The organism is Janthinobacterium silvisoli (assembly GCF_014200725.1).
Classification (GTDB): Bacteria; Pseudomonadota; Gammaproteobacteria; order Burkholderiales; family Burkholderiaceae_D; genus Janthinobacterium.
Map to the genome: position 1 here is coordinate 616,477 of NZ_JACHCL010000002.1, position 20,261 is coordinate 636,737.

Here is a 20,261-nt window from a genome sequence, read left to right on the forward strand (position 1 = left end):
GTCATGCCTCTTTCAAATGTCAGGAACGGTAAAGGCGGCTGTATTGCAGCTCGTGCCGCATCGACAGCAGTGACAAGCCCGGCGTCCAGTTGCCTATCTCTTCGTCGGCCAAAGTGCGTGCCAGCAGCGCCGCCGCTTCCAGCTCGGGGCGCAGCGACAGCAGCAGGCGCTGACCCGCCACCTGCCCCAGCGGCACCGATTTCACGCAGACCAGCACCTGGTTTTCAGCCCAGGCAAACAGCATCGCCAGCAACGCTTCTTCGTGCGGTATGGCCAGCGCCACCACAGCGCAGGCATACGCGGTCGGCAAAGCCACTTCCGGCTCGCCCTGCAGCATGTCCTGCAAGACGCCGTCGGCCACGCCCAGCTCGGCCAGCAGCTTGGTCAGGGAATAGCCCATCTGGATGGTCTCGGCGCGGAACTCCGCCGTGTCGCGCGAAGCGATGAAACGTTCGCTCCACAGCCGCACGGTTGATAAATCCTGCTGTTCAAACGCCTGCATCAAGCGCCAACACACGGGCGCCTCCCAGCGCGCCACCACTTCAAGCAAATGGCTGACGATCCAGCTGCGCGCCGTGGCCGCGTCGCGCACCAGCCCCTCTTCCAGCGCCGCTTCCAGTCCTTGCGAATAGCTGTAGGCGCCGATCGGCAAGGCCGGACTGGCGAACTGCAGCAGATGCAGCAGGGCCGCGGCCTGCATCATGCGGCGTCGCCGGGACGGTGAATTTTTTGCCGCAGCGGCACCGGCGCCAGCAAGTGCTGGCCATCGTGGTGTCCATGGCCGCCACCATAGGCGCCCGCCTCAGGCTCGAACGGCGCGCTTTCCCCGATGACGGTGGCGGACAAGCCTTCGAGCATGTCCTTCAATACCGGATCGCGGCGGATGCGCAGGTAGCCATCGCCCAGCTGCGCCTGCGTATGCCGGTTCCCCAGGTGAAAGGCGCAGCGTAATAAAGTATGGGCGTCGGAACAGCGCACTAAATAAGTCGGCTCAGGCGCGGCCACGATCTGCACTACCAGCCCATCGGGCCCGGTCATCAGGTCGCCATGACGCAGCACCGTGCCGCGCACGGTAAAGATGGCCGCTTCCTCGCCGGTGGACAGGGTGGCGCGCAGCCGGCATTTTTCACGCTGGTCGTAGGGCAGCACCAGTTGTGCGGCGACGGGACGGCTGTCGTCCGGCCCCAGTTTGGTATGCAGTGTCAGCACAGAGTCTCCTGCTTAAAATAGAAAATAGCGCTGCGCCATCGGCAGCACGGTGGCCGCCTCGCACACCAGCAACTGGCCGTCGGCACGCACGGCATAGGTTTCCGGGTCTACTTCCATATGCGGCGTGGCGCCGTTATGCACCATGTCGCGCTTGCGCAAGCCGCGCATCTGGCGCACCGGGATCAGGGTCTTGTTCAGCTTAAGCTGATGGCCGATATCGAGCTCGTAGGCCGCCTGCGAAACAAAGGTGAACGACTTTTTCAAGCCGCCGCCAAAGGCGCCGAACATCATGCGGTAATGCACGGGCTGCGGCGTGGGAATAGATGCGTTCGGGTCACCCATCTGCGCGGCGGCGATCATGCCGCCCTTTAAAATCAGCGAGGGCTTGACGCCGAAAAAGGCCGGTTTCCACAGCACCAGGTCGGCGATCTTGCCCGCCTCGATAGAACCGACCACATGCGAAATGCCATGCGTGATGGCCGGGTTGATCGTGTATTTGGCGATATAGCGCTTGGCGCGGAAGTTGTCGCTGCGGGCCGTGTCGGGCGCCAGCGGGCCACGCTGCACCTTCATCTTGTGGGCCGTCTGCCAGGTGCGCAATATCACTTCGCCCACCCGGCCCATCGCTTGCGAATCGGACGACATCATGGAAATGGCGCCGATATCGTGCAGGATATCTTCCGCGGCGATGGTTTCGCGGCGAATGCGCGATTCGGCAAAGGCCACGTCTTCGGCGATCGCCGGGTCCAGATGGTGGCAGACCATCAGCATGTCCAGGTGTTCATCCAGCGTATTGACGGTAAACGGGCGGGTAGGATTGGTCGACGACGGCAGCACATTCGATTGACCCACGGCCGCGATGATGTCGGGCGCATGGCCACCGCCCGCTCCTTCCGTATGAAAAGTGTGGATGGTGCGGTCCTTGAAGGCGGCCAGCGTGTGCTCCAGGAAGCCGCCCTCGTTGAGGGTATCGCTGTGCAGCGCCACCTGGATATCCATACGCTCGGCAACCGACAGGCAATTGTCGATGGCGGCCGGCGTGCTGCCCCAGTCCTCATGCAGCTTCAGGCCGATGGCGCCCGCGCGTATCTGTTCTTCCAGCGGTTCGGGAAGGCTGACATTGCCCTTGCCCATAAAGCCCAGGTTCATCGGAAACGCATCGGCCGCCGCCAGCATGGCGTGCAAATGCCAGGGTCCCGGCGTACAGGTGGTGGCGGCCGTGCCGGTGGCCGGCCCGGTGCCGCCGCCCAGCATGGTGGTCACCCCGCTCATCAAGGCTTCCTCGATCTGCTGCGGGCAAATGAAGTGGATGTGCGTATCGACGCCGCCGGCCGTGACGATCAAGCCTTCGCCGGCGATGATCTCGGTGGCGCCGCCGATAATCAGGGTCACGCCGGGCTGGATGTCCGGGTTGCCGGCCTTGCCGATACCGAAAATCAAGCCATTCTTCAAGCCGATATCGGCTTTCACGATGCCCCAGTGGTCAAGGATAACAGCATTGGTGATAACGGTATCCATCACTTCGGCGGCGCAGCGCTGCGACTGGCCCATGCCGTCGCGGATCACCTTGCCGCCGCCGAATTTCACTTCTTCGCCATAGATCGCGTAATCATGTTCTATCTCGATGAACAGTTCCGTATCGGCCAGGCGGATGCGGTCGCCGGTGGTGGGGCCGAACATTTCGGCATAGGCACTGCGCGGTATGCTGGCCATCTCAGCGCTTTCCTGCCGGTTTTTCCTTCAGCTTGCCCATCACCTGGCCATTGAAGCCGTACACCTTGCGCTCGCCGGCCAGCGCTACCAGTTCCACCGTGCGCTGCTGGCCCGGTTCGAAACGCACGGCGGTGCCGGACGCGATATTGAGGCGCATGCCATAGGCGCGCCAGCGCTCGAAGGACAGCGCCGGGTTGACTTCAAAAAAATGAAAATGCGAGCCGACCTGGATCGGCCGGTCGCCACGGTTGGCCACTACCACCGTGGCCGTCGCGCGCTCGCTATTGAGGCCGATTTCGCCTTCTTCCAATTGATATTCACCGGGGATCATGCTGGCTCCTTATTCTCGCTTCTATCGGGTCAAGACAAACGCAGTGCGTCACGGTATCGGCTGATGCACGGTCACCAGCTTGCTGCCATCGGGGAAGGTCGCCTCCACCTGGATGTCGGGGATCATTTCAGCCACGCCTTCCATCACGTCCTCGCGCGACAGCATTTGCGCGCCGTCCGACATCAGCCGCGCCACCGACTTGCCATCGCGCGCGCCTTCCATGATGGCTGCGCTGATGAAGGCCACCGCTTCCGGATAATTCAGTTTCAAGCCGCGCGCCAGGCGCCGCTCGGCCAGCAGCGCCGCCGTAAAAATGAGCAGCTTGTCTTTTTCGCGTGGACTCAGATCCATAGTTTGTCTCTCTCCTGTCAGGTATTCCAGATGCGTGGCACGACCGCCACACGTCCCATGATGGCCGGGCGCAGCAACTGCCAGGCAGCCAGCATGGCGCACCGCGCGGCCTCGCTGTCGGTTCCCAGCAGGCGCACGGCCACCAGTGTTTTCATTTGCGTCACGCCCAGGCGTGCGCCGTCAGGCACGGCGATGGCCCGCAGCGCCTCGATCACGCCAGCAGCTACCGGGCCACCCACGGCGATCAGGGTGGCGCACACGCGCAAGCCGTGCATGCCCAGCGGACTGGCCATCAGGGGACCATCCGCCGCCAGCAAACCCTGCTCCCACCACAGCAGCTTGCCGCCACGGCGTATCTGCGTGTGCTGGGCGATGCTGCCGCTATCGAACGATTCGCCCGAGGCGCTGCGGCCCAGGCAAATGATGTCGCAGCCGATATAGCAGGCGTCCGGCGCCAGCTCGACCTCATGGCGCAGGCGCACGCAAGCCTGGTCAAAGAAGATGCTCTCTTGCGGCATCCACTCGATGGCCGCGCCCGCGCCCGCGCGCAGCACGATGTGCTGGCCCGACACATGGCCATTGGCGCGGTACCACTTGGCCGCGCCAGGCGACGTCAGGAAAGCATGGGCGCCCTCGCCCACGGTAGCTTGCACAGCCAGCTGGTCGCCGCCCACCACGCCGCCCGGTGGGTGGACGATGATGGCGTGGCAGACGGCGCCGCCTTCCGGGTACAGCGCTTTTTGCACGCGCAAGGGACCGCTGTGACGCCGCTCGACCAGCCGGCTGACACCACCATCCTGCAGCGCAAAACCCAGGGTCAGGCGCGCCTGCCACGCGCTGTGGGCGCTGTGGGCGTTGGAGTCGGGCGGCGTCAAAAAACTGGGGCTGGAGCAATCGGGCATGAAGTCCATCGCAAAATGGCAAAGCAACAGACTATGCTAAGCAGGATGTATGCCAGAGAGAGAGGAGGCGTATCAGCGAAAAAGATGAGAATGATGCACCGTGGCGTGGCGAATGCACCAGCATGGTGCATACACGGACATCATGTCGTGGAATAGCGCTTGTCCGTGAAAACAGACAGTACGGCCGTTCATGCCACGGCCAGCATCCTTTTTTCGCGCAGCAGCGCCGTGAACGGTTCTGCCGCCAAGGGACGGCTGAAATAATAGCCTTGCATTTCATCGCAGCCATGGCCAGTTAAAAAGTCGACCTGGGCGCGCGTTTCCACGCCTTCGGCGATTACCCGCATATTCAGGTTGTGCGCCAGCGAGATGACCGAAAGGGCGATGGCCGCATCGCTGTTGCTGGTGGTGACGTCGTCCACAAACGACTTGTCGATCTTCAGCACGTCGATGGGAAAGCGCTTCAGGTAGCCCAGGCTGGAGTATCCCGTGCCAAAATCGTCGAGCGAAATGCTCACGCCGATAGCTTTCAGGCGCCGCAAGGCGGCCACCGCCTTGTCCGGGTCGCCCATCACCGTGCTTTCCGTGATTTCTATGCCCAGGCAGGAGGGTGGAATGCCATATTTGCGCAAGGTCGCTTCGACGAACGGCACCGTATGGTCTTGCGCGAACTGCTTGCCCGACAAATTGACGGCCACCTTGATGCGGCCCAGGCCCGCATCGTGCCAGCTGCGGATTTGCGCGCACACGCTTTCCAGCACCCATTCGCCGATGGCAGTGATCAGGCAATATTCTTCGGCAAGCGCAATGAACAGGCCAGGCGGCACTTTGCCCAGCACAGGGTTTTCCCAGCGCAGCAGAGCTTCCGCCCCCAGCATGGTCCCTGTGCGCAAGCAGATCTGCGGCTGGTAATGCACGTCGAACTCATCGCGCGCGACGGCGCCGCGCAGTTGCTGCTGCATGGCCAGCCTGGCGCGGATATCGCTGCCCATGCGCTCGGTAAAGAAGGCGTAATGGTCTCGCCCTGTTTCCTTGACGCGCACCAGGGCCGTATCGGCGTGGCGCAGCAAGTCGTCTAAGCTATCGCCATCGGCCGGGCACATGGCGATGCCGATGCTGGTGGTGAGCGCCAGGCGCTCGCCATTGACGCTGAGTTCACCGCGCAAGCCGGCCAGGACAGTTTGCGCCAGCGCCAGCGTGCGGCCCAGCAGCGCGTCGTCCTGCAGCAGTATCTGGAATTCGTCGCCGCCTTGGCGCGACACCGTATCGCCATCGCGCACGCAGCCCGAGAGGAAACGGGCCACTACCTGCAAGGCCTTGTCGCCCACGGCCTGGCCGTGCGAATCGTTGATATTCTTGAAGCGGTCCAGATCCAGGCACAGCAGCACCAGCTGCTGGCCATCGCGTCCTGCCTGCACGCGCGCCTGGTTAAAGCGCTCGGCCATCAGCGCGCGATTGGGCAGGCCGGTCAGTGCATCGTGATACGACAAAAAATCGATCAGGTGCTGTTCGGCCTTGCGCTCGCTGATGTCGAGGAAGACGCTCACATAGTTGATGACGGCGCCGCCATCGGCATCCGTACCGGCAGCGGGCCCCAATACCGTCGACACGCTGAGCAAACAGGGATAGGTGTCGCCGCTCTTGCGCCGCGTCTGCACCTCGCCCGACCAGCAGCCGCTGACGCGCAAGCCCTGGCGCATGGTATCGAGCACCGTGGACTGGGTGTCGTCGGCATGCAGCAGTACGATGTCCAGGCCGCGCACTTCCTGCGCCGTATAGCCGGTGATACGTGTAAAGGCGGGATTGGAGGCGACGATGATACCGGCCGGATCGGTGATCAGGATGGCGTCCTGGGTGGCTTCAAAGACTTGCGCCGACAGCCGCAGCAATTCCTCGTTGGCGCGGCGTATCTGCACTTCACGGGCCAGTTCCGCCGTGCGTTCCAGCACGCGCAGTTCCAGGCTGCTGCGCTCCTGCTCCAGTTGCTTCTGCGCCCGTCCCAGGCGCACGTGGGCATCGGTGCGGGCCAGGATTTCCTCGGCCTGGTAGGGTTTGGCGATAAAGTCGACGGCGCCCAGCGCGAAGCCGCGCACCTTGTCGTCCGTGTCATGCTGGGCCGACAGGAAGATCACGGGCACCTGGCGCAGCCCGGGCGACTCTTTCAGGCGCCGGCACACTTCAAAACCATCGATCCCGGGCATGCGCACGTCGAGCAGTATCAGTTCCGGCGGACGGGCCTGGGCCGTCCACAGCGCCAGTTCGCCGTTCGGCGCCTGCCGCACCGTATAACCGGCGCCGCCCAGCAAATCGCTGAGCAGCTTGAGCGACGCTGGCGTATCCTCAACGATCAGTACTTCGCCCTTCGTATTCGCTTCCGGGAAATCGCGGTGCATGTAGCAGTTCTCTCAGCTTTGGATGAGGCGCGGCGGCGGGGGAGCACCATCGGCCAGACTAGGCAGTACCTCACAGTAGACTACCGACTATCATCATAATCTTTATTGCAATAAAGCACCATCAGCGGCTTGCAATCCAGGCAGCTTTTCTGGCAATCCGATGTTGGCAGCCCACACTCTCAGGCAGGCTCGCCATCCATTTCAAGCAAGGCGCACAACTGGCGGTATTGATGCTGGTCCAGCATCGCTTGCAGTGGCGCCCGCAGCGGCTGCGCAGACGGTGGCAGATGTTCCAGCAGCAGCGCCAGCCGGCCCAGATTGAGCTCGCGCAGCGCCACCAGCAGCGCAGCCCGCTGGTCCGGCTCCAGCACGGCCAGCTCTTGCGAACGCAGCGGCTGCAGCGGCGGCGGGCTTGCCGGCAGCGCTGACACGGGCAACATCACCGGCACGTATGCCGCCGCTTCGGCCGCCTGCACGGGGATGCTGAAGCGGAAAGTGGCGCCTTGCCCCGGCGTGGACTCCAAAGTCAGCTGGCCCTTCATCAGTTGCACGAATTCGCGCGAAATGGCCAGGCCCAGACCCGTACCATCTTTCGATCCCGCGCTGTCGGCTTGCACGAACGGCTCGAAGATGCGCTGCTGGTCATCCATGGCGATGCCGATACCCGTATCAGCGACGGCAAAGTGCAAGCGCCACGCATCGCCACCAAGATGTTCGCCACGCACGCGCAAGGTAATGGCGCCGCTGCCGGCAAACTTGACGGCATTCGACATCAGGTTCAACAACACCTGGCGCAAGCGGGTGGCGTCCAGCCAGGCAGCCGGCGGCACATCCGCGCAGTCAAGGCGCAAAGCCAGGCCCTGCTGCTCGGCGCGCATGCCCAGCATGTCCATCATTTCCTGCAGCAGCGGCGCCAGCGCCGCCAGCTCGGCCTGCGTCGACAGCCGCCCCGCCTCGGCCTTGGACAAGTCGAGGATCTCGTTAATCAATGTCAGCAGATGCTTGCCCGAGCGGTGGATGATGTCGAGCTTGCGTTTTTCATCGGCCTGCATATGCGGCGAGGCCGCCATCAGGCCTGAAAAGCCAATCACGGAATTGAGCGGCGTGCGCAATTCATGGCTCATATTGGCCAGGAAAATACTCTTCGCACGGTTCGCCGCCTGCGCCTGGCTGACGGCTACCGACAACGCGCCCGTGCGCTCGGCCACCAGTTCTTCCAAGTGATGGCGATGGCGCAGCAGTTCCAGTTCCACCTCACGATGGGCCGTGATATCGTAATTCGATCCCACCACGCGCATCGCATGGCCAGCACCGTCGCGGAAAATCACGGCGTCAACCTTGATATAGCGGATGCTGGCGTCAGGCCACAAGATACGGTATTCATGCGAAAACGATGGGCCGGCGACCAGCGCGGCGCCGATGGCCTGCTCCGTGGCCAGCACATCCTCGGCTACCATGGTGGCGCGCCAGATCGCCGATGGCGGCATGCTGCTCGACGGGTCAGCCTTGAACTGCGCATACATCTGCTCGTCCCATTGCAGTTCGTCGGCCGTCACATTCCAGTCCCAGATACCGATGCTGGCCGCGCCGGTGGCCATTTGCACGCGCTCTTCGCTGCGCTGCAAGGCCCGGTAGCGGCTGTCGAGCAAGGCGACCATGTCGCGAATCGAGCGGTACAGGGTGCGCAGCTCGCCCAGGAACCAGGCCCTGGGCGGCGGACCGGCCGCATCTCCCTGCCCCGCCTTGACGCCTGCCGCGTACTGGCCGATCGCTTTCAATGGCTTGAGCACCAGCCGCCACATCAGCAGCCAGATGCTGGCCACCAGGATCATGTCGAGCGCCACGATCATGGCGGCGATGGCCAGCGCGCGCTGGCGCATCTGTGCGTGCAGCAGGACCGGCGACGCATACACGGCCACACCGCCGATCACCTGCCCGCCCAAGGTCACCATGCGCCGCTCGACCAGCAAGCCAGGCTCGTCAGGCAAAGCGCCCAGGTTATCGAAACCGCCGCCAGCATTACGGCGCAAGACCAGACTCTCCTTGCTGAAGGCGGGCGTGAGCGTGCTGGCGACCAGTTCGCGGTTGCCCAGGGTGCTGCGCATCACGGCCAGCATCTGCCTGTCGTCCAGGTTCCACAGCGGCAGTTCCACGGCCACCGCCAGCTGGTCGGCGCTCACCGACAGGCTCTGATACAACTGCTGCCAGCGCTGTTCGCGTTCAGACTGGTAAAACAGCACGGCAAACACCAGCAGCAGCACCGTGACGACAAACGTCAGCGCCACACTGACGGCCAGCACGATGGATACCCCACCGTAGCGCCCCGCTTTTTCCGCTGCCATACCCATGCTGTCCTTTGCCTGTTGCCCCGTCTGTTATCCATTCCACCGGCACCCGCATGCGCAAGCACCGATAATTATCAACATAATAATATCAATTGGACAGGCAAGTCTATGCTTGGGGCATTTTCCCAATTCAGATCATTACTGATCCGCAGTCGCACTGATACCAAACAATTCCAGCTTCAGGCCGTGTATGCCGGACGGCACATAGATTGCAATTGCCTGGGCCTTGATCATGGCATCGTAAATACTGCCCTTGTTTTCAATCGAAAAATAATAGGTATTGGGCCGAACCGGGACTTCGGCCGGGACTTGTGCCATATGGCGCAGCTCAACGCCGGGTAATGCTCGCGCCAGTAACAGTTCGATATTGTCTGGCGATGAAATCTTGAATTGCAACGGTACCGTGGCGACCAGTTCCAGTGCCGGCATATCGGCATTGACAGCCAGGCAAAGCTCAGTCTGCCTATCGATGCGGCTAGCCTCAAGAACGCCATGATAGTGGGTGTTCTTCTGCGTATCGTTGGACAGGGCGATCGGAAAATAGCGCGACAACAGTACGGTATCGATCAAGTCCCGGATGATGGCGTCGAGTTTGCCAAAACCTGGCCCCACATCTTCATGGCGATAGGCTGGCAGGTCGCTCAAAGTGTATTTTTTCGAAAAGGTCATCAAGCCACCAGCCAGCGCCATCAGTTGTTCGAACAAATGGACAGGGTGATGGCGCCGATAAGCCGCGCAATGGCTCAGTACGGCGCTGGCGGTACTCAATGTGTTCAGCATCCAGAACGAGGAAATGTCACCGCTATGAAATTCAACCGTGTTTTTACCGGGTTGCCGATGGCGGCTGTACAGCGCTTCTATTTTTGCGCTCATGCGCTCAAGCAAGGAATCGAGCATGGTCTGCAGCGCCGGTTCCGCACTGATGCTCAAACCGGGCGGGATGAAGGAAGTATCAATCTCAAAGCTGCCATTGCCGGCGCGGCGCAAGCGTATCAAGGGAATGGCAAGGTAATCATGCAGCGGATCGAGCTGCGACAACAGGTGCACACGTTTCTTCAGGTAGGCCACCTCGATGCTGACCGCTTCGCTGTACAGATCAGGTGTCTCGATATCAGCCTGAACGTAGCGCGCGCCAGAAGCGGACACATTGCCTCCATGCGCCTGCATGGCAGGCAAGGCCGCATAAAACGTAAAGCTATGTTCGCTTGATGGCAAGGTCGACAGGTCAACCGCGCTGGGCAGCACATCACCGAGCGGCGCCTCGTACATCTCGCCATCCTGGAATACCAGTGACATCGTATCGGCCCGCAAACTATTGTTGGCCAGGGCGTCCGAATTCCAGTTGATCGTTTGCACACCCCACAGATGGGGATTAATCAAGGAGGCCAGTCGTTGCAGACGCGCTTCATGATAGCGGTCCAATTGCTGGAATTGCTGGGGACCGATGGCCAGTCCTTCGGACCATAATAGTTTTGATGGCAAACTCATTGCACTCTCCGTTGTGGGCTGGGGTTTCGCTGCCTTGCCAGTCTGAAGTTGCCAGCTTGAAAGTCTTTGATGTTACGCAGCATCCCTATGCAATTATTTGCGCAACCGCAATTTAGCGTGGTGCAGACGCTCCGATACTGACCTCTTCGCAGCTTTGCCGCCAGGAGTAGACCATGTCCCATTATTACGCACCAGAAACACCTGTAGCCACGCAGCGTGATAGCCAGAACTAAGCATGGACGACTTGCTGCCGTATTTCGAGCGAGAACTGGTCATGCTGCGGCGACACTGCCGGGAATTCTCCGAACGCTATCCCAGGATTGCCGGCAAACTGCACATGTCCGGGGAGTCTTGCGAAGATCCGCATGTGGAGCACCTGATCGAATCAGTGGCCATGCTGGCGGCCCGTATTTCGAAACGGCTGGACGACGATTACCCGCAATTTACCGAAGCCTTGTTCGAAGCATTATTCCCGCATTATCTACGGCCCTTTCCCTCCTGCGCCATCGTGCACCAGGATATGCCAGCGCCTGGAACAGGCGCATTCCATCTCCCGGCCAGTAGCGAACTGGACTCGGCTCCGGTGCGCGGCGTACGCTGCCGCTTCAAGACGGTCTACGACATTGCAACAGGAACATCCATCCTCGAGCATGCGAGTTTCGACGCCATGATCAAGGCGCCTGCTGGCGTGCGCCTGCCAACGGCGGTCAGTTCCTCGCTAAGTATTGTCATCCGGCATCTTGATGCGCCAACAGCGCCCCTGCGCGTTTTCATCAATGGCGAACCATCATTTGCCGCCGCCCTGCGTGACGCCTTGTTCATGCGCACCACCTGCGCCTTTATACAAGCTGAAGCTGAAGCAGGAGCCTGGATTGCCCTGCCATCTGTACCGTTGAAGCCAGTGGGTTTTGCCGAAACAGAGGCATTGATGCCGTTCGGCGCGCGTTCCCAGCCCGCCTACCGCATCCTCGGCGAATACTTTGCCTACCCGGAAAAATTCAACTTCTTTGATATCGATATCGCTGCGCTCAGCGCTTTTCTGCCGGCTGGCTGCCAGTGCTTCACATTGCATCTGGGCATGGCGGGCTTGCGCCCGGATTCCGATATTGCACGCATGCTGTCTGTTATTTCCGAGGCAAATCTGCTACTCGGCTGCAGCCCGGTGGTAAACCTCTTCCGCCAAAGTGGCGTGCCGATTGCCGTCACCCGCCAAAAAACCGACTACACCGTGTTGGCCCATGCCACCCACCCGCATGGCTACGAAGTGCTAGGCATCGATGCCGTCCATCTGCTGCGCCAACGCGAAGGCGATAGCACGCTGACCGAGTTTCGCCCGCTGTACAGCTTGCGCCATGGCGAAGGGGCGGCGCACCACTACTGGGTATTACGCCACGACGGACATCTGGCTGAAAAAAGTCCTGGCCACGAGAAAAAAATCACGCTGGTCGATCGCGACTTCAATCCGCTGATACACGAAAAGGCCAGCCTGTCGACTGAACTGACATGCAGCAACCGGGATTTACCGCTGGCGCTCAAATACGGCCAGCCACAAGGAGATCTGCAGCCTTGCAGCGGCGGCAACCCATTGCGCCTGTTACGCCGCCCCAGCCCACCGCGCCGTTTCGCACAAGGTTTTGGGCTGCACTGGCGTCTGATTTCCCATTTGACACTCAACCACCATGCGCTGACGCAAGAAGGATTACCCGCCTTGCGCGAGATGCTGACGCTGTATGACCTGGCGCAGTCGGCAACATCACAAAGGCTGATCAACGGTATCGCCGCGCTGACACATGTGCCGACCACAACCTGGCTACGCCACCGGCGCGGCACCTCACTAGTACATGGCGTCGAATTGCGCATGACGCTAGACGAAGAAGCCTTTGTTGGCAGCAGCATGCATTTGTTTGTCCAGGTGATCGATCACTTTCTTGGACTGTATGTGCAAATCAACAGTTTTATCGAGTTAATCGTGCTGTCACTGCAAAGCGGAGAGGAGTTGATCCGATGCAAGCCAAGAAGCGGACTGCAGAATCTGGTGTGATCCAGCACCTGCTCGCCGAACCATACCGCTATCAGTTTGTACAAGCGGTGCATATTGTGCTGCGCTGGCTACGCCAGCACGATGTGGCCCATGAACAAGCTTTTAGCCAGGTACTGCGTTTTGAAAACAGCTTGTCGCTGAATTTTCCAGCCAGTGAAATCGCATGTCTTTCCTATGAGGAAAATGGGCAGATCACCGTGACGCCAGCGTTCATCGGGCTTCTAGGCGTCAGCGGCAGCTTGCCCCTGCACCATTCAGCACGCATTGCAGCCTATCGGTATTTAACAAAGGATAGTGGCGTATCAGCCTTCCTCGGTATCTTTTCGCATCGCATGGTGGCGCTGTTCTGCCAGGCCTGGGGCAAATACCGTCTGGAAGATGCGCTCGATACGCACGCCAGGGATGATCAGCTGCCATTGCTGATGGCGCTGGCCGGTGTCCAACGCCATTCCCTGCCGGTGAGCAGTGTACATGGCGCCGTAAGCCAGGACGTGGCGGCCTGGTATGCAGGACTGCTGCGCAGCCGCCCCGTCTCCGCGCAGGCAGTTGCGCGCGTGCTGGCCGAATACTACGGGGTAGCAGTCGAACTGGAACAATTTGTTGGAGGCTGGGACACTCTGCCAGCAAACCGGCGCAGCCTGCTGGGCAGCAAAAATTTCACCCTGGCGCGTGGCGCCACCTTGGGCGTGCGCCTGTGGCGCCATGACATGCGGGTACGGCTCAACATCGGCCCCTTAAGCCCTGACGAGTTGCAACGTTTCCTGCCGCGCGGCGCTGGTGCTACCGCACTGGCAAAAAAGCTGGCCCTGTTTGGCCTGCCTGATTTGCAATATGAAGTGCGGCTGGAGCTGAGTTCCCCCTGCATCACCGCCATGGTCTTGCATCCCCGCCCGTCGGAGCGATGCCGGCTGGGATGGACTACTTTCTTGCCGGACGCGCAAGGCCAGGTACGCAACGCCTGCGTGCGCTATCTGCTGCAGCGCACTTGCACATCACCTAGCTGAAAACGAGGAAACCATGAAACATCAGGGACGCGGCGTGATCCGGCTCGGCGACCAGACCGATCACGGCGGCAAAGTCACCAGCGCATCGTCTGGCACGACCGTGATGGGACTGACGGCGGCACTGTCAGATGACATGACCTTTTGCCCCAAATGCAAAGGCAGCTTTGCCATCAAGCCTGACGGTGCCGGCGCAAAACATATGGGCAAGCCATACGCCTACGATGGCGACGCCACCGCTTGCGGTGCTCGTCTGAAAACATCGCTGTAAGGGAGGCTGGCAATGACTGTCACCACGCTCGAAGCGCTATCCGTACTCAATTTCGCTACACAAGAGCAGCGTTTGCTGCGGCTGGACTTTCCGCACGATGATGGCCCCGACGGCACCATCCTGCTGGTCAATTCACTCACGGCCATGGAGGAAGTATCGCGCGATTTTCGCTTCGAGGCCGAGCTGCTGTCCGACGATGCGCATGTCGCGCTCAAGGCCATGATGGGACGCATGGTCACCATCTCCCTGGTGCGTGATGATGGAACGCTGCGCTACTTTAACGGTTATGTGGGCGAATTCAGTCTGCTGCGCGCCGACGGCGGTTTTGCCTGGTACCGTATGGTGCTGCAACCCTGGCTCGCCTTTGCAAGGCTACGCCAGGACAATGTTTCGTTCCATGGCCAGAGCGTGATGCAACTGACCGAAACGACTTTTGCACACTACCAACAGCGCGACTGGAAAACCGCCATCTATGACGATGACCCGCAAATCAGCTGCGCCAACCAGCACAACGAAACCGACTACAACCATCTGCACCGGCGCTGGGAGGCGCTGGGCCTGTATTACTGGTACGAACACCGTGCCGACGGCCACACCCTTTGGCTGGCAGACAACAGCACCCTGGCAGACGTGATTGAGACAGCGTCAGGCGACGGCGCCATCCACTTTCACTCCGAATCGGGTTCCATGGAAGACGATGGACTGAAACAATGGCAGGCAGTGCGGCGGCTGGGGTCCGGGCAGTTGACACTGGCCAGTTTCGACTACAAAAATCCGCAGCCACGCCTTGCCACCGGCCATAGCCTGAACCGCCAGGGCGACGTGTTTGGCCACGAATGGTATGAAAACACGGGCGCCTATGGCTACAGCAACAGGGATGAAGGCGAGTCGCTGGCGCAGCGCCGCATGGAAGAAAGCGACCACCTGCGCCAATACTTCGAGGCGGACGGAAATCACCGCGGTATCCAGGCCGGACGCTGCTTCCGGCTCGACGGGCATTTCAGTGCCGAGGAAAAACGCTATCAAGCGGGACAGGAACGCCCGGACAATATTGCCGAACGCGAGTATCTGATACTGTCAGCCGAACATATCGCCAGCAACAATTACCAGGCTGGCCACAAAGCGGCATCGCATTACGCCAACACCTTGCGCTGCGTACGCAAGGATATACGCTGGCGCCCTGGCCGCCATTACAACAGTGCGCCGTGCATCGTCGCTGGCGTACAGACGGCGCTGGTAGTCGGGCCGGCAGGCGAGGAAATCCACACTGACGCACTGGGACGTATCCGCTTGCAATTTCACTGGGACCGGCTCGGTGAATTCGACGAGCGCAGCTCACCGTGGATACGGGTCATGATGCCGATGGCCGGCCCGCAAATGGGCCATGTCGCCCTGCCCCGCGTCGGCCAGGAAGTGGTCGTGCAATTCCAGGACGGCAATATCGACCACCCCATCGTCATCGGCGTAGTCTATAACAGCAGCAATATGCCGCCATGGCAATTGCCGCAGCAACGCGCCTTGTCCGGCGTACGCAGCCGCGAACTCGGCGCCCGCAGCGCCAATCACCTGGTACTCGACGATACCAGGGCGTCCATCCAGGCACAGCTGCGCAGCGAGCACCAGGATAGCCGTCTCTCATTGGGCAACATCACGCGCATCGACGACAACGCCGGCCGCAAGGAGGCGCGTGGTGCAGGTTTTGAATTGGCCAGCAATGCCTGGGGTGTGCTGCGCGCCGCCAAGGGCATGCTGATCACGACGGAAACACAGGCCGACACCATCAAACAACTAGCGGAAACCCTGGCGCGGCTGGCGCAGGCGCGTCAGTTACAAGAAGGGCTGGCCGCCATGGCCGTGAGCGCGGGCGCCCAGGATAGCGCCGAACAGCAAGGCAGCGTCGCTGAAGCGATCAAGCATCAGAACGCCGCCATCAAAGGCAGCGGCAAGGAGTTTCCGGAATTGTCCGAGCCTCACCTGGTACTGGCCAGCCCGGCCGGGATCGAACTGAGCACGGCGCAATCAGTGCACCTGGCCGCCAGCGAACATATAGCGCTCAGCAGCGGCAAGAGCATCTCGCTTGCCAGCGGCGACAGCGTCTTTGCCAGCATTGCCAGGACCTTCAGCCTGTTCGTGCACAAGGCTGGCATGAAACTGATCGCCGCCAGCGGCAAAGTCAGTATCGAAGCACACAGCGACGAAGTGGAAGTGATTGCCAAAAAAGTCTTATCGCTCATCAGTGAAGCGGACTGGGTCAACATCAAAGGCAAGAAAGGCGTACGCCTGCACGGCGCCAGCCACATGCTGGAAATCAGCGACAAAGTGCAATTCTTCACCTCATCGCCCGTGCTCTTCAACGGCAACCTGGAAACCCTGGCGCCGAAAAGCGTGTCGCAGGAATTTAATGAGCGGCCACATAGCAGTTTTGACCAAGCCGTTCGCCTGCTACAAGTAGACGGCACTCCTGCAGCGGATATTGCTTTTGAACTGATACGTGAGGATGGCAACACGATCAGCGAAAAAAGTACGACTGCCGGTCTGACACCGATACAAAAAGGGGACGGAATGGACAGCTACACGATTCGTTATAAAGGAGAGTTGCCATGAAAGATGACGATAAAGACTTGAATGAGCACGACAACCATGAAGGGGAATTCCGGCAAACTGTTGGGGGCTGGGCCGAATATACCGTCAATTTAACGGAAATCTCCGATACGGCCCGACACGACGTCACCATTCCACCAGGAAAATTAATTCCGATCATCTTCCTACCGGGCGTGATGGGTAGCAATTTGCGCATGAGCAAGATAAGTCAAGACGAATTAAAAAGGCCAGATAACAGATCATGGAGACCTGACGATATGGTCGACAAATCCGGGAAGTTCAATGTCGCGACAGGAAATGGCTTAGGTGGCTGGTTTAGCAACGCCTCACCAAAAGAGCGTCAATTAATATTTAATCCAAATGAAACAGAAGTTGAATACTATCAATATACGAGCAACAATAATAAATTTTTCCCTGGTGGTGATGTCAGCAAATATTCAAATACGCGACATGACAATATTCCCCATAATTTTCCGGGAGTGGAACCGCTAATATGTATTAGCAAAAAGAAAAATGCAATCGTTGATGCAAAAAAAAGATCCAACTCGACAGAACGGTTTGTTCCTCCAGAAATCCGTGAAACACCGGCGCATATTGCTCGATGGCGTGGGTGGAGTGAAGTTTTATTCGCGGGAGCATATGGAGATATGCTCATAAAAACAGAGTTCTTCATGAATAACATAGTAAAAAAAGGAAAAGTTCTTCCCCACTGGACATATGATAAATCTGACGATGACTATTACAGAAATTCATACAATGAACAGCCTTACCCCGATGTCGCCAGGCTAATCATTAAGAATCCTAAAGATTTTGGTGCCTCGTCAGGAGAGCCAATAAATGATGATGAAATGAAAAAAATTTCCCGGTGCTGGTATCCGGTTCACGCAATGGGCTACAACTTCGTACAGAGCAATGCCGTTTCAGCAAAAATCATCGCGGAACGCATACGCGGACTAGTAAAAGGATATCAAAAGTGTGGATTCAAATGTGATGAGGTGATTATCGTCACGCACAGCATGGGAGGACTTGTCGCTCGCGCACTCATCCATCCTGACTATGGAAATATGCTGGACGACAAAGACGTAAAAATATTGGGCATCTACCACAACGTCATGCCAACCATCGGCGCCGCCAGTGCCTATAAACGTATGCGTTTCGGTTTTCAAGAAAAAAGCGGTCCCATAAACACGCTAGCGGCAGAAGTGCTTGGTATTGATGGCAAACATGCCACCGCGATTCTGGCCAATGCTCCGGCTCCGCTGGAGATGATGCCGGGGGTGGCATATGGACAAGAATGGTTGAAGGTTGTCGATGCAAAGGATCAAGTACTGTGGAGTTGGCCACGCGGTAAAGAAACAGCACTGGACAGTATCTATTTACAACCAGCCCATGCCTGGTGGCGTTTGATTAACCCAGAATGGGTGAATCCAGGAAACGTATCAAAGGAAAAAGGTGGGGGCTTTGAAAATGTTAAAAAAAGATTACAAAAAGCAACGTTCTTCCTCAGATCAATAGAAAAAACTTTTCACCCAAACACATACGCAAGTTATTGTGGTTCAAAAGAACATCTTAGCTATGGTGAAATTACATTTAAAGTCACTGAAGGTCTTTTCAGTACTTTCTCAAATTTGTTAAAAAAAACAGATATACCCTCACCTGAAAAATGGAAATTACTTAGCGATGATGCCAAAGGAATTATTTCAGTTCAGGCTGGAACAAAAATATTGAAATTAGAACTACAAGCTGCCAGTGCTCCTGGAGATGAGACCGTTCCTTCAACCCGTTCTGCTCAGCATATTATTGGGAAACTTTTTTTTCATGGCGATAAAAAAGGAAGCGGATATGAACATCAAAACAGTTACGCTGACCCGAAAGTTCTATCATCAATGCTATATTCGATTGTGCAAATTGCAAAAACAGCAAAATGGATATAGAAACACAAAACCATATAAATCAATATTTCACATTTTAATATTTATTATTTTTGCAATTATATTGCAATCATGCAATAAACATTACGAGTATACGGAGAATGCCGTGCCAAAACCAGTAAAAATGAGTAACAAATTGGAAATTTTATTTTCAAAAACGAAATTATTATGCTTTGGCCGTTATTCCTTAAATGTACCAGAAGAAACCCAACTAATTATTGGGAGCTCCACAATTGATACCATAAAAGGCAACAATGAAACAATAAAAAGGCAAATTCAAAGAGATATTGAAAAAATAAAATTCGAGGACAATACGGCTGACATAATATATAATGGAAAAGGACCCATTGAAGATAGTTGGCAATTTCGCTACTACGATAGTGATGCCGCCAAAGAGTATAAACTTCTCTTCTTCCGAACTTTTATCAACAAGGGAGATTTTATATTTATAGTAGGTGATGCCCTTCGCGATGGAGAGAACGAGGCCATGACTGCCGCCAGACAGCTCTTTATAGCCAACAATCTCCGCTTGCGCGACCCGCAAGAGGTTCCCATCGAGCCAGGTTTATGCTTCGAACATGGCTTCATGAAAGAAAACTTATACCGCGATCAGGAAATAGACAACGCAGGTCTTTATTTGCCCAGCATGCCCGACGTGACTTTTTCCATCAGTTCAAACAAAGATGCCTATGGCGATTATCCACCGGCCCGGTTTGAGACAGAAATGCGCGAAGAGTTATCTTTGCTCAAGCGCATACAGGGTGCAAAAGACATACAAGGCAGTAGCTATCCCAAACGCACCCTGCTGCGCGAAGGCAAGCGCGATGTGCAGCATTGGCATGGCGAAGAATCGCTGATACGCCGCACCGACGGCGTGCATGATTTTGAGTGGGTACTGGTGGGCACGCCACGCGATATCGCCAATCCCTCCGCTTTGGAAGTCAAGATGTACACCAAGGTTGAACACAATACAGTCGGCGCCGCCCAGGCTGCATCGCTCAGCGATGACGAGGCGGTAGCCTTGTGGGACAAGCTGCTATCCGGCCTGAAATTCCGCGTCAAGGTGCCGGGCGCGCCACCGGGTTCCTACTACATCGATCCGGACAAACCAGCACCGGCCCTGTGAGAGCGTTTCTCCCGTTATCTCTTGGCCAACATCAGCCAGCTGCGTTAGCATGGCCTTTTACTTGAAATAAAACGATGACCATCAGTTTGCGTCCCGCCCTTGTTTCTGACATCGATACCTTGTGGGCCTTGCGCACGGAGGCTGTGCGCCTAGGTTGCGCCACGCACTATGCGCCGGAACAGATAACTGTATGGACGGCATCGCCCGTGCCGGCTGCGTATGAAACCATGCTGGCCGAGGGTGGCGGCATCGTGGCGATGCTTGATGATGCGCTTGTGGGCTATGCGATGCTGGACCTGGCCAAACACGAGGTCGATGCGGTGTTTGTCGATCCGGCCCGCGCGGGATTGGGCATCGGCAAGCGCTTGCTGGCGGCGTTGGAGTTGTTGGCACGAGCGCGCGGCATTGCTCGCCTGCACTTGTCTGCGTCGCTCAATGCCCTGCCGTTTTACGCGGCGGCCGGCTTTACGGCCTTGCGCGAGGAAGCGTATGCGCACCCCAGCGGCATCAGCCTGGCCAGCGTAGCGATGGAAAAGGTGCTGGCAGCGGCCTGAGTCG

General features: G+C 58.2%; 16 protein-coding genes. 7 read left to right on the forward strand and 9 right to left on the reverse strand.

Annotated elements, in window-relative coordinates; genetic code table 11:
- Window positions 1-19: 19 nt before the first annotated feature.
- The 9 genes from HDE75_RS12980 to tssK all read right to left on the reverse strand — a co-directional run bounded on the left by HDE75_RS12980 (window position 20) and on the right by tssK (window position 10,732).
- Window positions 20-700 (reverse strand): urease accessory protein UreF, encoded by a 681-nt coding sequence (locus HDE75_RS12980; RefSeq protein WP_183678059.1) that lies wholly within the window; start codon window positions 698-700, stop codon window positions 20-22.
- Window positions 700-1,209, reverse strand: coding sequence for an urease accessory protein UreE (gene ureE / locus HDE75_RS12985; RefSeq protein ID WP_183677272.1), 510 nt, complete (start codon window positions 1,207-1,209; stop codon window positions 700-702). The genes HDE75_RS12980 and ureE overlap by 1 nt, the downstream gene beginning before the upstream one ends.
- Window positions 1,210-1,221: 12 nt before the next feature.
- A complete protein-coding gene (gene ureC / locus HDE75_RS12990; RefSeq protein WP_183677271.1) occupies window positions 1,222-2,922 on the reverse strand; it encodes an urease subunit alpha in 1,701 nt (566 codons plus the stop codon).
- Window position 2,923: 1 nt separating this feature from the next.
- The gene (locus HDE75_RS12995) at window positions 2,924-3,253 is read right to left on the reverse strand and encodes an urease subunit beta (RefSeq protein WP_183677270.1); all 330 of its coding nucleotides are present in this window, start codon (window positions 3,251-3,253) and stop codon (window positions 2,924-2,926) included.
- 48 nt (window positions 3,254-3,301) lie between these two features.
- Window positions 3,302-3,604 (reverse strand): urease subunit gamma, encoded by a 303-nt coding sequence (locus HDE75_RS13000; RefSeq protein ID WP_183677269.1) that lies wholly within the window; start codon window positions 3,602-3,604, stop codon window positions 3,302-3,304.
- Between the two features lie 17 nt (window positions 3,605-3,621).
- Window positions 3,622-4,506, reverse strand: coding sequence for an urease accessory protein UreD (locus HDE75_RS13005; RefSeq protein ID WP_183677268.1), 885 nt, complete (start codon window positions 4,504-4,506; stop codon window positions 3,622-3,624).
- A gap of 188 nt (window positions 4,507-4,694) precedes the next feature.
- Window positions 4,695-6,899: an EAL domain-containing response regulator gene (locus HDE75_RS13010; RefSeq protein ID WP_183677267.1), complete on the reverse strand. Its 2,205-nt coding sequence runs from the start codon at window positions 6,897-6,899 to the stop codon at window positions 4,695-4,697.
- Window positions 6,900-7,078: 179 nt separating this feature from the next.
- Complete coding sequence (locus HDE75_RS13015) at window positions 7,079-9,241, reverse strand: sensor histidine kinase (protein ID WP_260174023.1); 2,163 nt, start codon at window positions 9,239-9,241, stop codon at window positions 7,079-7,081.
- Between the two features lie 141 nt (window positions 9,242-9,382).
- Window positions 9,383-10,732: a type VI secretion system baseplate subunit TssK gene (tssK, locus tag HDE75_RS13020; protein WP_183677265.1), complete on the reverse strand. Its 1,350-nt coding sequence runs from the start codon at window positions 10,730-10,732 to the stop codon at window positions 9,383-9,385.
- A gap of 235 nt (window positions 10,733-10,967) precedes the next feature.
- Between tssK and tssF the strand changes: the two genes are divergently transcribed.
- The 7 genes from tssF (at window position 10,968) to HDE75_RS13055 (ending at window position 20,257) form a co-directional block, all read left to right on the forward strand.
- Window positions 10,968-12,773: a type VI secretion system baseplate subunit TssF gene (gene tssF / locus HDE75_RS13025; RefSeq protein ID WP_183677264.1), complete on the forward strand. Its 1,806-nt coding sequence runs from the start codon at window positions 10,968-10,970 to the stop codon at window positions 12,771-12,773.
- Window positions 12,737-13,777, forward strand: coding sequence for a type VI secretion system baseplate subunit TssG (gene tssG, locus HDE75_RS13030; protein WP_183677263.1), 1,041 nt, complete (start codon window positions 12,737-12,739; stop codon window positions 13,775-13,777). Before tssF ends, tssG begins: the two co-directional genes overlap by 37 nt.
- A gap of 13 nt (window positions 13,778-13,790) precedes the next feature.
- Entirely contained in the window at window positions 13,791-14,045 is a 255-nt protein-coding gene (locus tag HDE75_RS13035; protein WP_183677262.1) for a PAAR domain-containing protein, read from the forward strand.
- A gap of 12 nt (window positions 14,046-14,057) precedes the next feature.
- Window positions 14,058-16,649 carry a type VI secretion system Vgr family protein gene (locus HDE75_RS13040; RefSeq protein WP_183677261.1) on the forward strand — a complete coding sequence of 864 codons (2,592 nt, stop codon included), beginning with the start codon at window positions 14,058-14,060 and terminating at the stop codon, window positions 16,647-16,649.
- A complete protein-coding gene (locus HDE75_RS13045; RefSeq protein ID WP_183677260.1) occupies window positions 16,646-18,580 on the forward strand; it encodes an esterase/lipase family protein in 1,935 nt (644 codons plus the stop codon). Before HDE75_RS13040 ends, HDE75_RS13045 begins: the two co-directional genes overlap by 4 nt.
- Window positions 18,581-18,683: 103 nt before the next feature.
- Window positions 18,684-19,703 (forward strand): T6SS immunity protein Tli4 family protein, encoded by a 1,020-nt coding sequence (locus tag HDE75_RS13050; RefSeq protein WP_183677259.1) that lies wholly within the window; start codon window positions 18,684-18,686, stop codon window positions 19,701-19,703.
- 74 nt (window positions 19,704-19,777) lie between these two features.
- Window positions 19,778-20,257, forward strand: a complete 480-nt coding sequence (locus HDE75_RS13055) for a GNAT family N-acetyltransferase (protein WP_183677258.1) — start codon at window positions 19,778-19,780, stop codon at window positions 20,255-20,257.
- The last annotated feature ends 4 nt before the right edge of the window (window positions 20,258-20,261 follow it).

Bases quoted from the DNA above. Each gene is read 5' to 3' on its own strand.
- HDE75_RS12980 (WP_183678059.1), bottom strand. From the start codon at position 700: ATGCAGGCCGCGGCCCTGCTGCATCTGCTGCAGTTCGCCAGTCCGGCC.
- ureC (WP_183677271.1), bottom strand. From the start codon at position 2,922: ATGGCCAGCATACCGCGCAGTGCCTATGCCGAAATGTTCGGCCCCACC.
- HDE75_RS12995 (WP_183677270.1), bottom strand. From the start codon at position 3,253: ATGATCCCCGGTGAATATCAATTGGAAGAAGGCGAAATCGGCCTCAAT.
- HDE75_RS13000 (WP_183677269.1), bottom strand. From the start codon at position 3,604: ATGGATCTGAGTCCACGCGAAAAAGACAAGCTGCTCATTTTTACGGCG.
- HDE75_RS13005 (WP_183677268.1), bottom strand. From the start codon at position 4,506: ATGCCCGATTGCTCCAGCCCCAGTTTTTTGACGCCGCCCGACTCCAAC.
- HDE75_RS13010 (WP_183677267.1), bottom strand. From the start codon at position 6,899: ATGCACCGCGATTTCCCGGAAGCGAATACGAAGGGCGAAGTACTGATC.
- HDE75_RS13015 (WP_260174023.1), bottom strand. From the start codon at position 9,241: ATGGCAGCGGAAAAAGCGGGGCGCTACGGTGGGGTATCCATCGTGCTG.
- tssK (WP_183677265.1), bottom strand. From the start codon at position 10,732: ATGAGTTTGCCATCAAAACTATTATGGTCCGAAGGACTGGCCATCGGT.
- tssF (WP_183677264.1), top strand. From the start codon at position 10,968: ATGGACGACTTGCTGCCGTATTTCGAGCGAGAACTGGTCATGCTGCGG.
- tssG (WP_183677263.1), top strand. From the start codon at position 12,737: ATGCAAGCCAAGAAGCGGACTGCAGAATCTGGTGTGATCCAGCACCTG.
- HDE75_RS13035 (WP_183677262.1), top strand. From the start codon at position 13,791: ATGAAACATCAGGGACGCGGCGTGATCCGGCTCGGCGACCAGACCGAT.
- HDE75_RS13040 (WP_183677261.1), top strand. From the start codon at position 14,058: ATGACTGTCACCACGCTCGAAGCGCTATCCGTACTCAATTTCGCTACA.
- HDE75_RS13045 (WP_183677260.1), top strand. From the start codon at position 16,646: ATGAAAGATGACGATAAAGACTTGAATGAGCACGACAACCATGAAGGG.
- HDE75_RS13055 (WP_183677258.1), top strand. From the start codon at position 19,778: ATGACCATCAGTTTGCGTCCCGCCCTTGTTTCTGACATCGATACCTTG.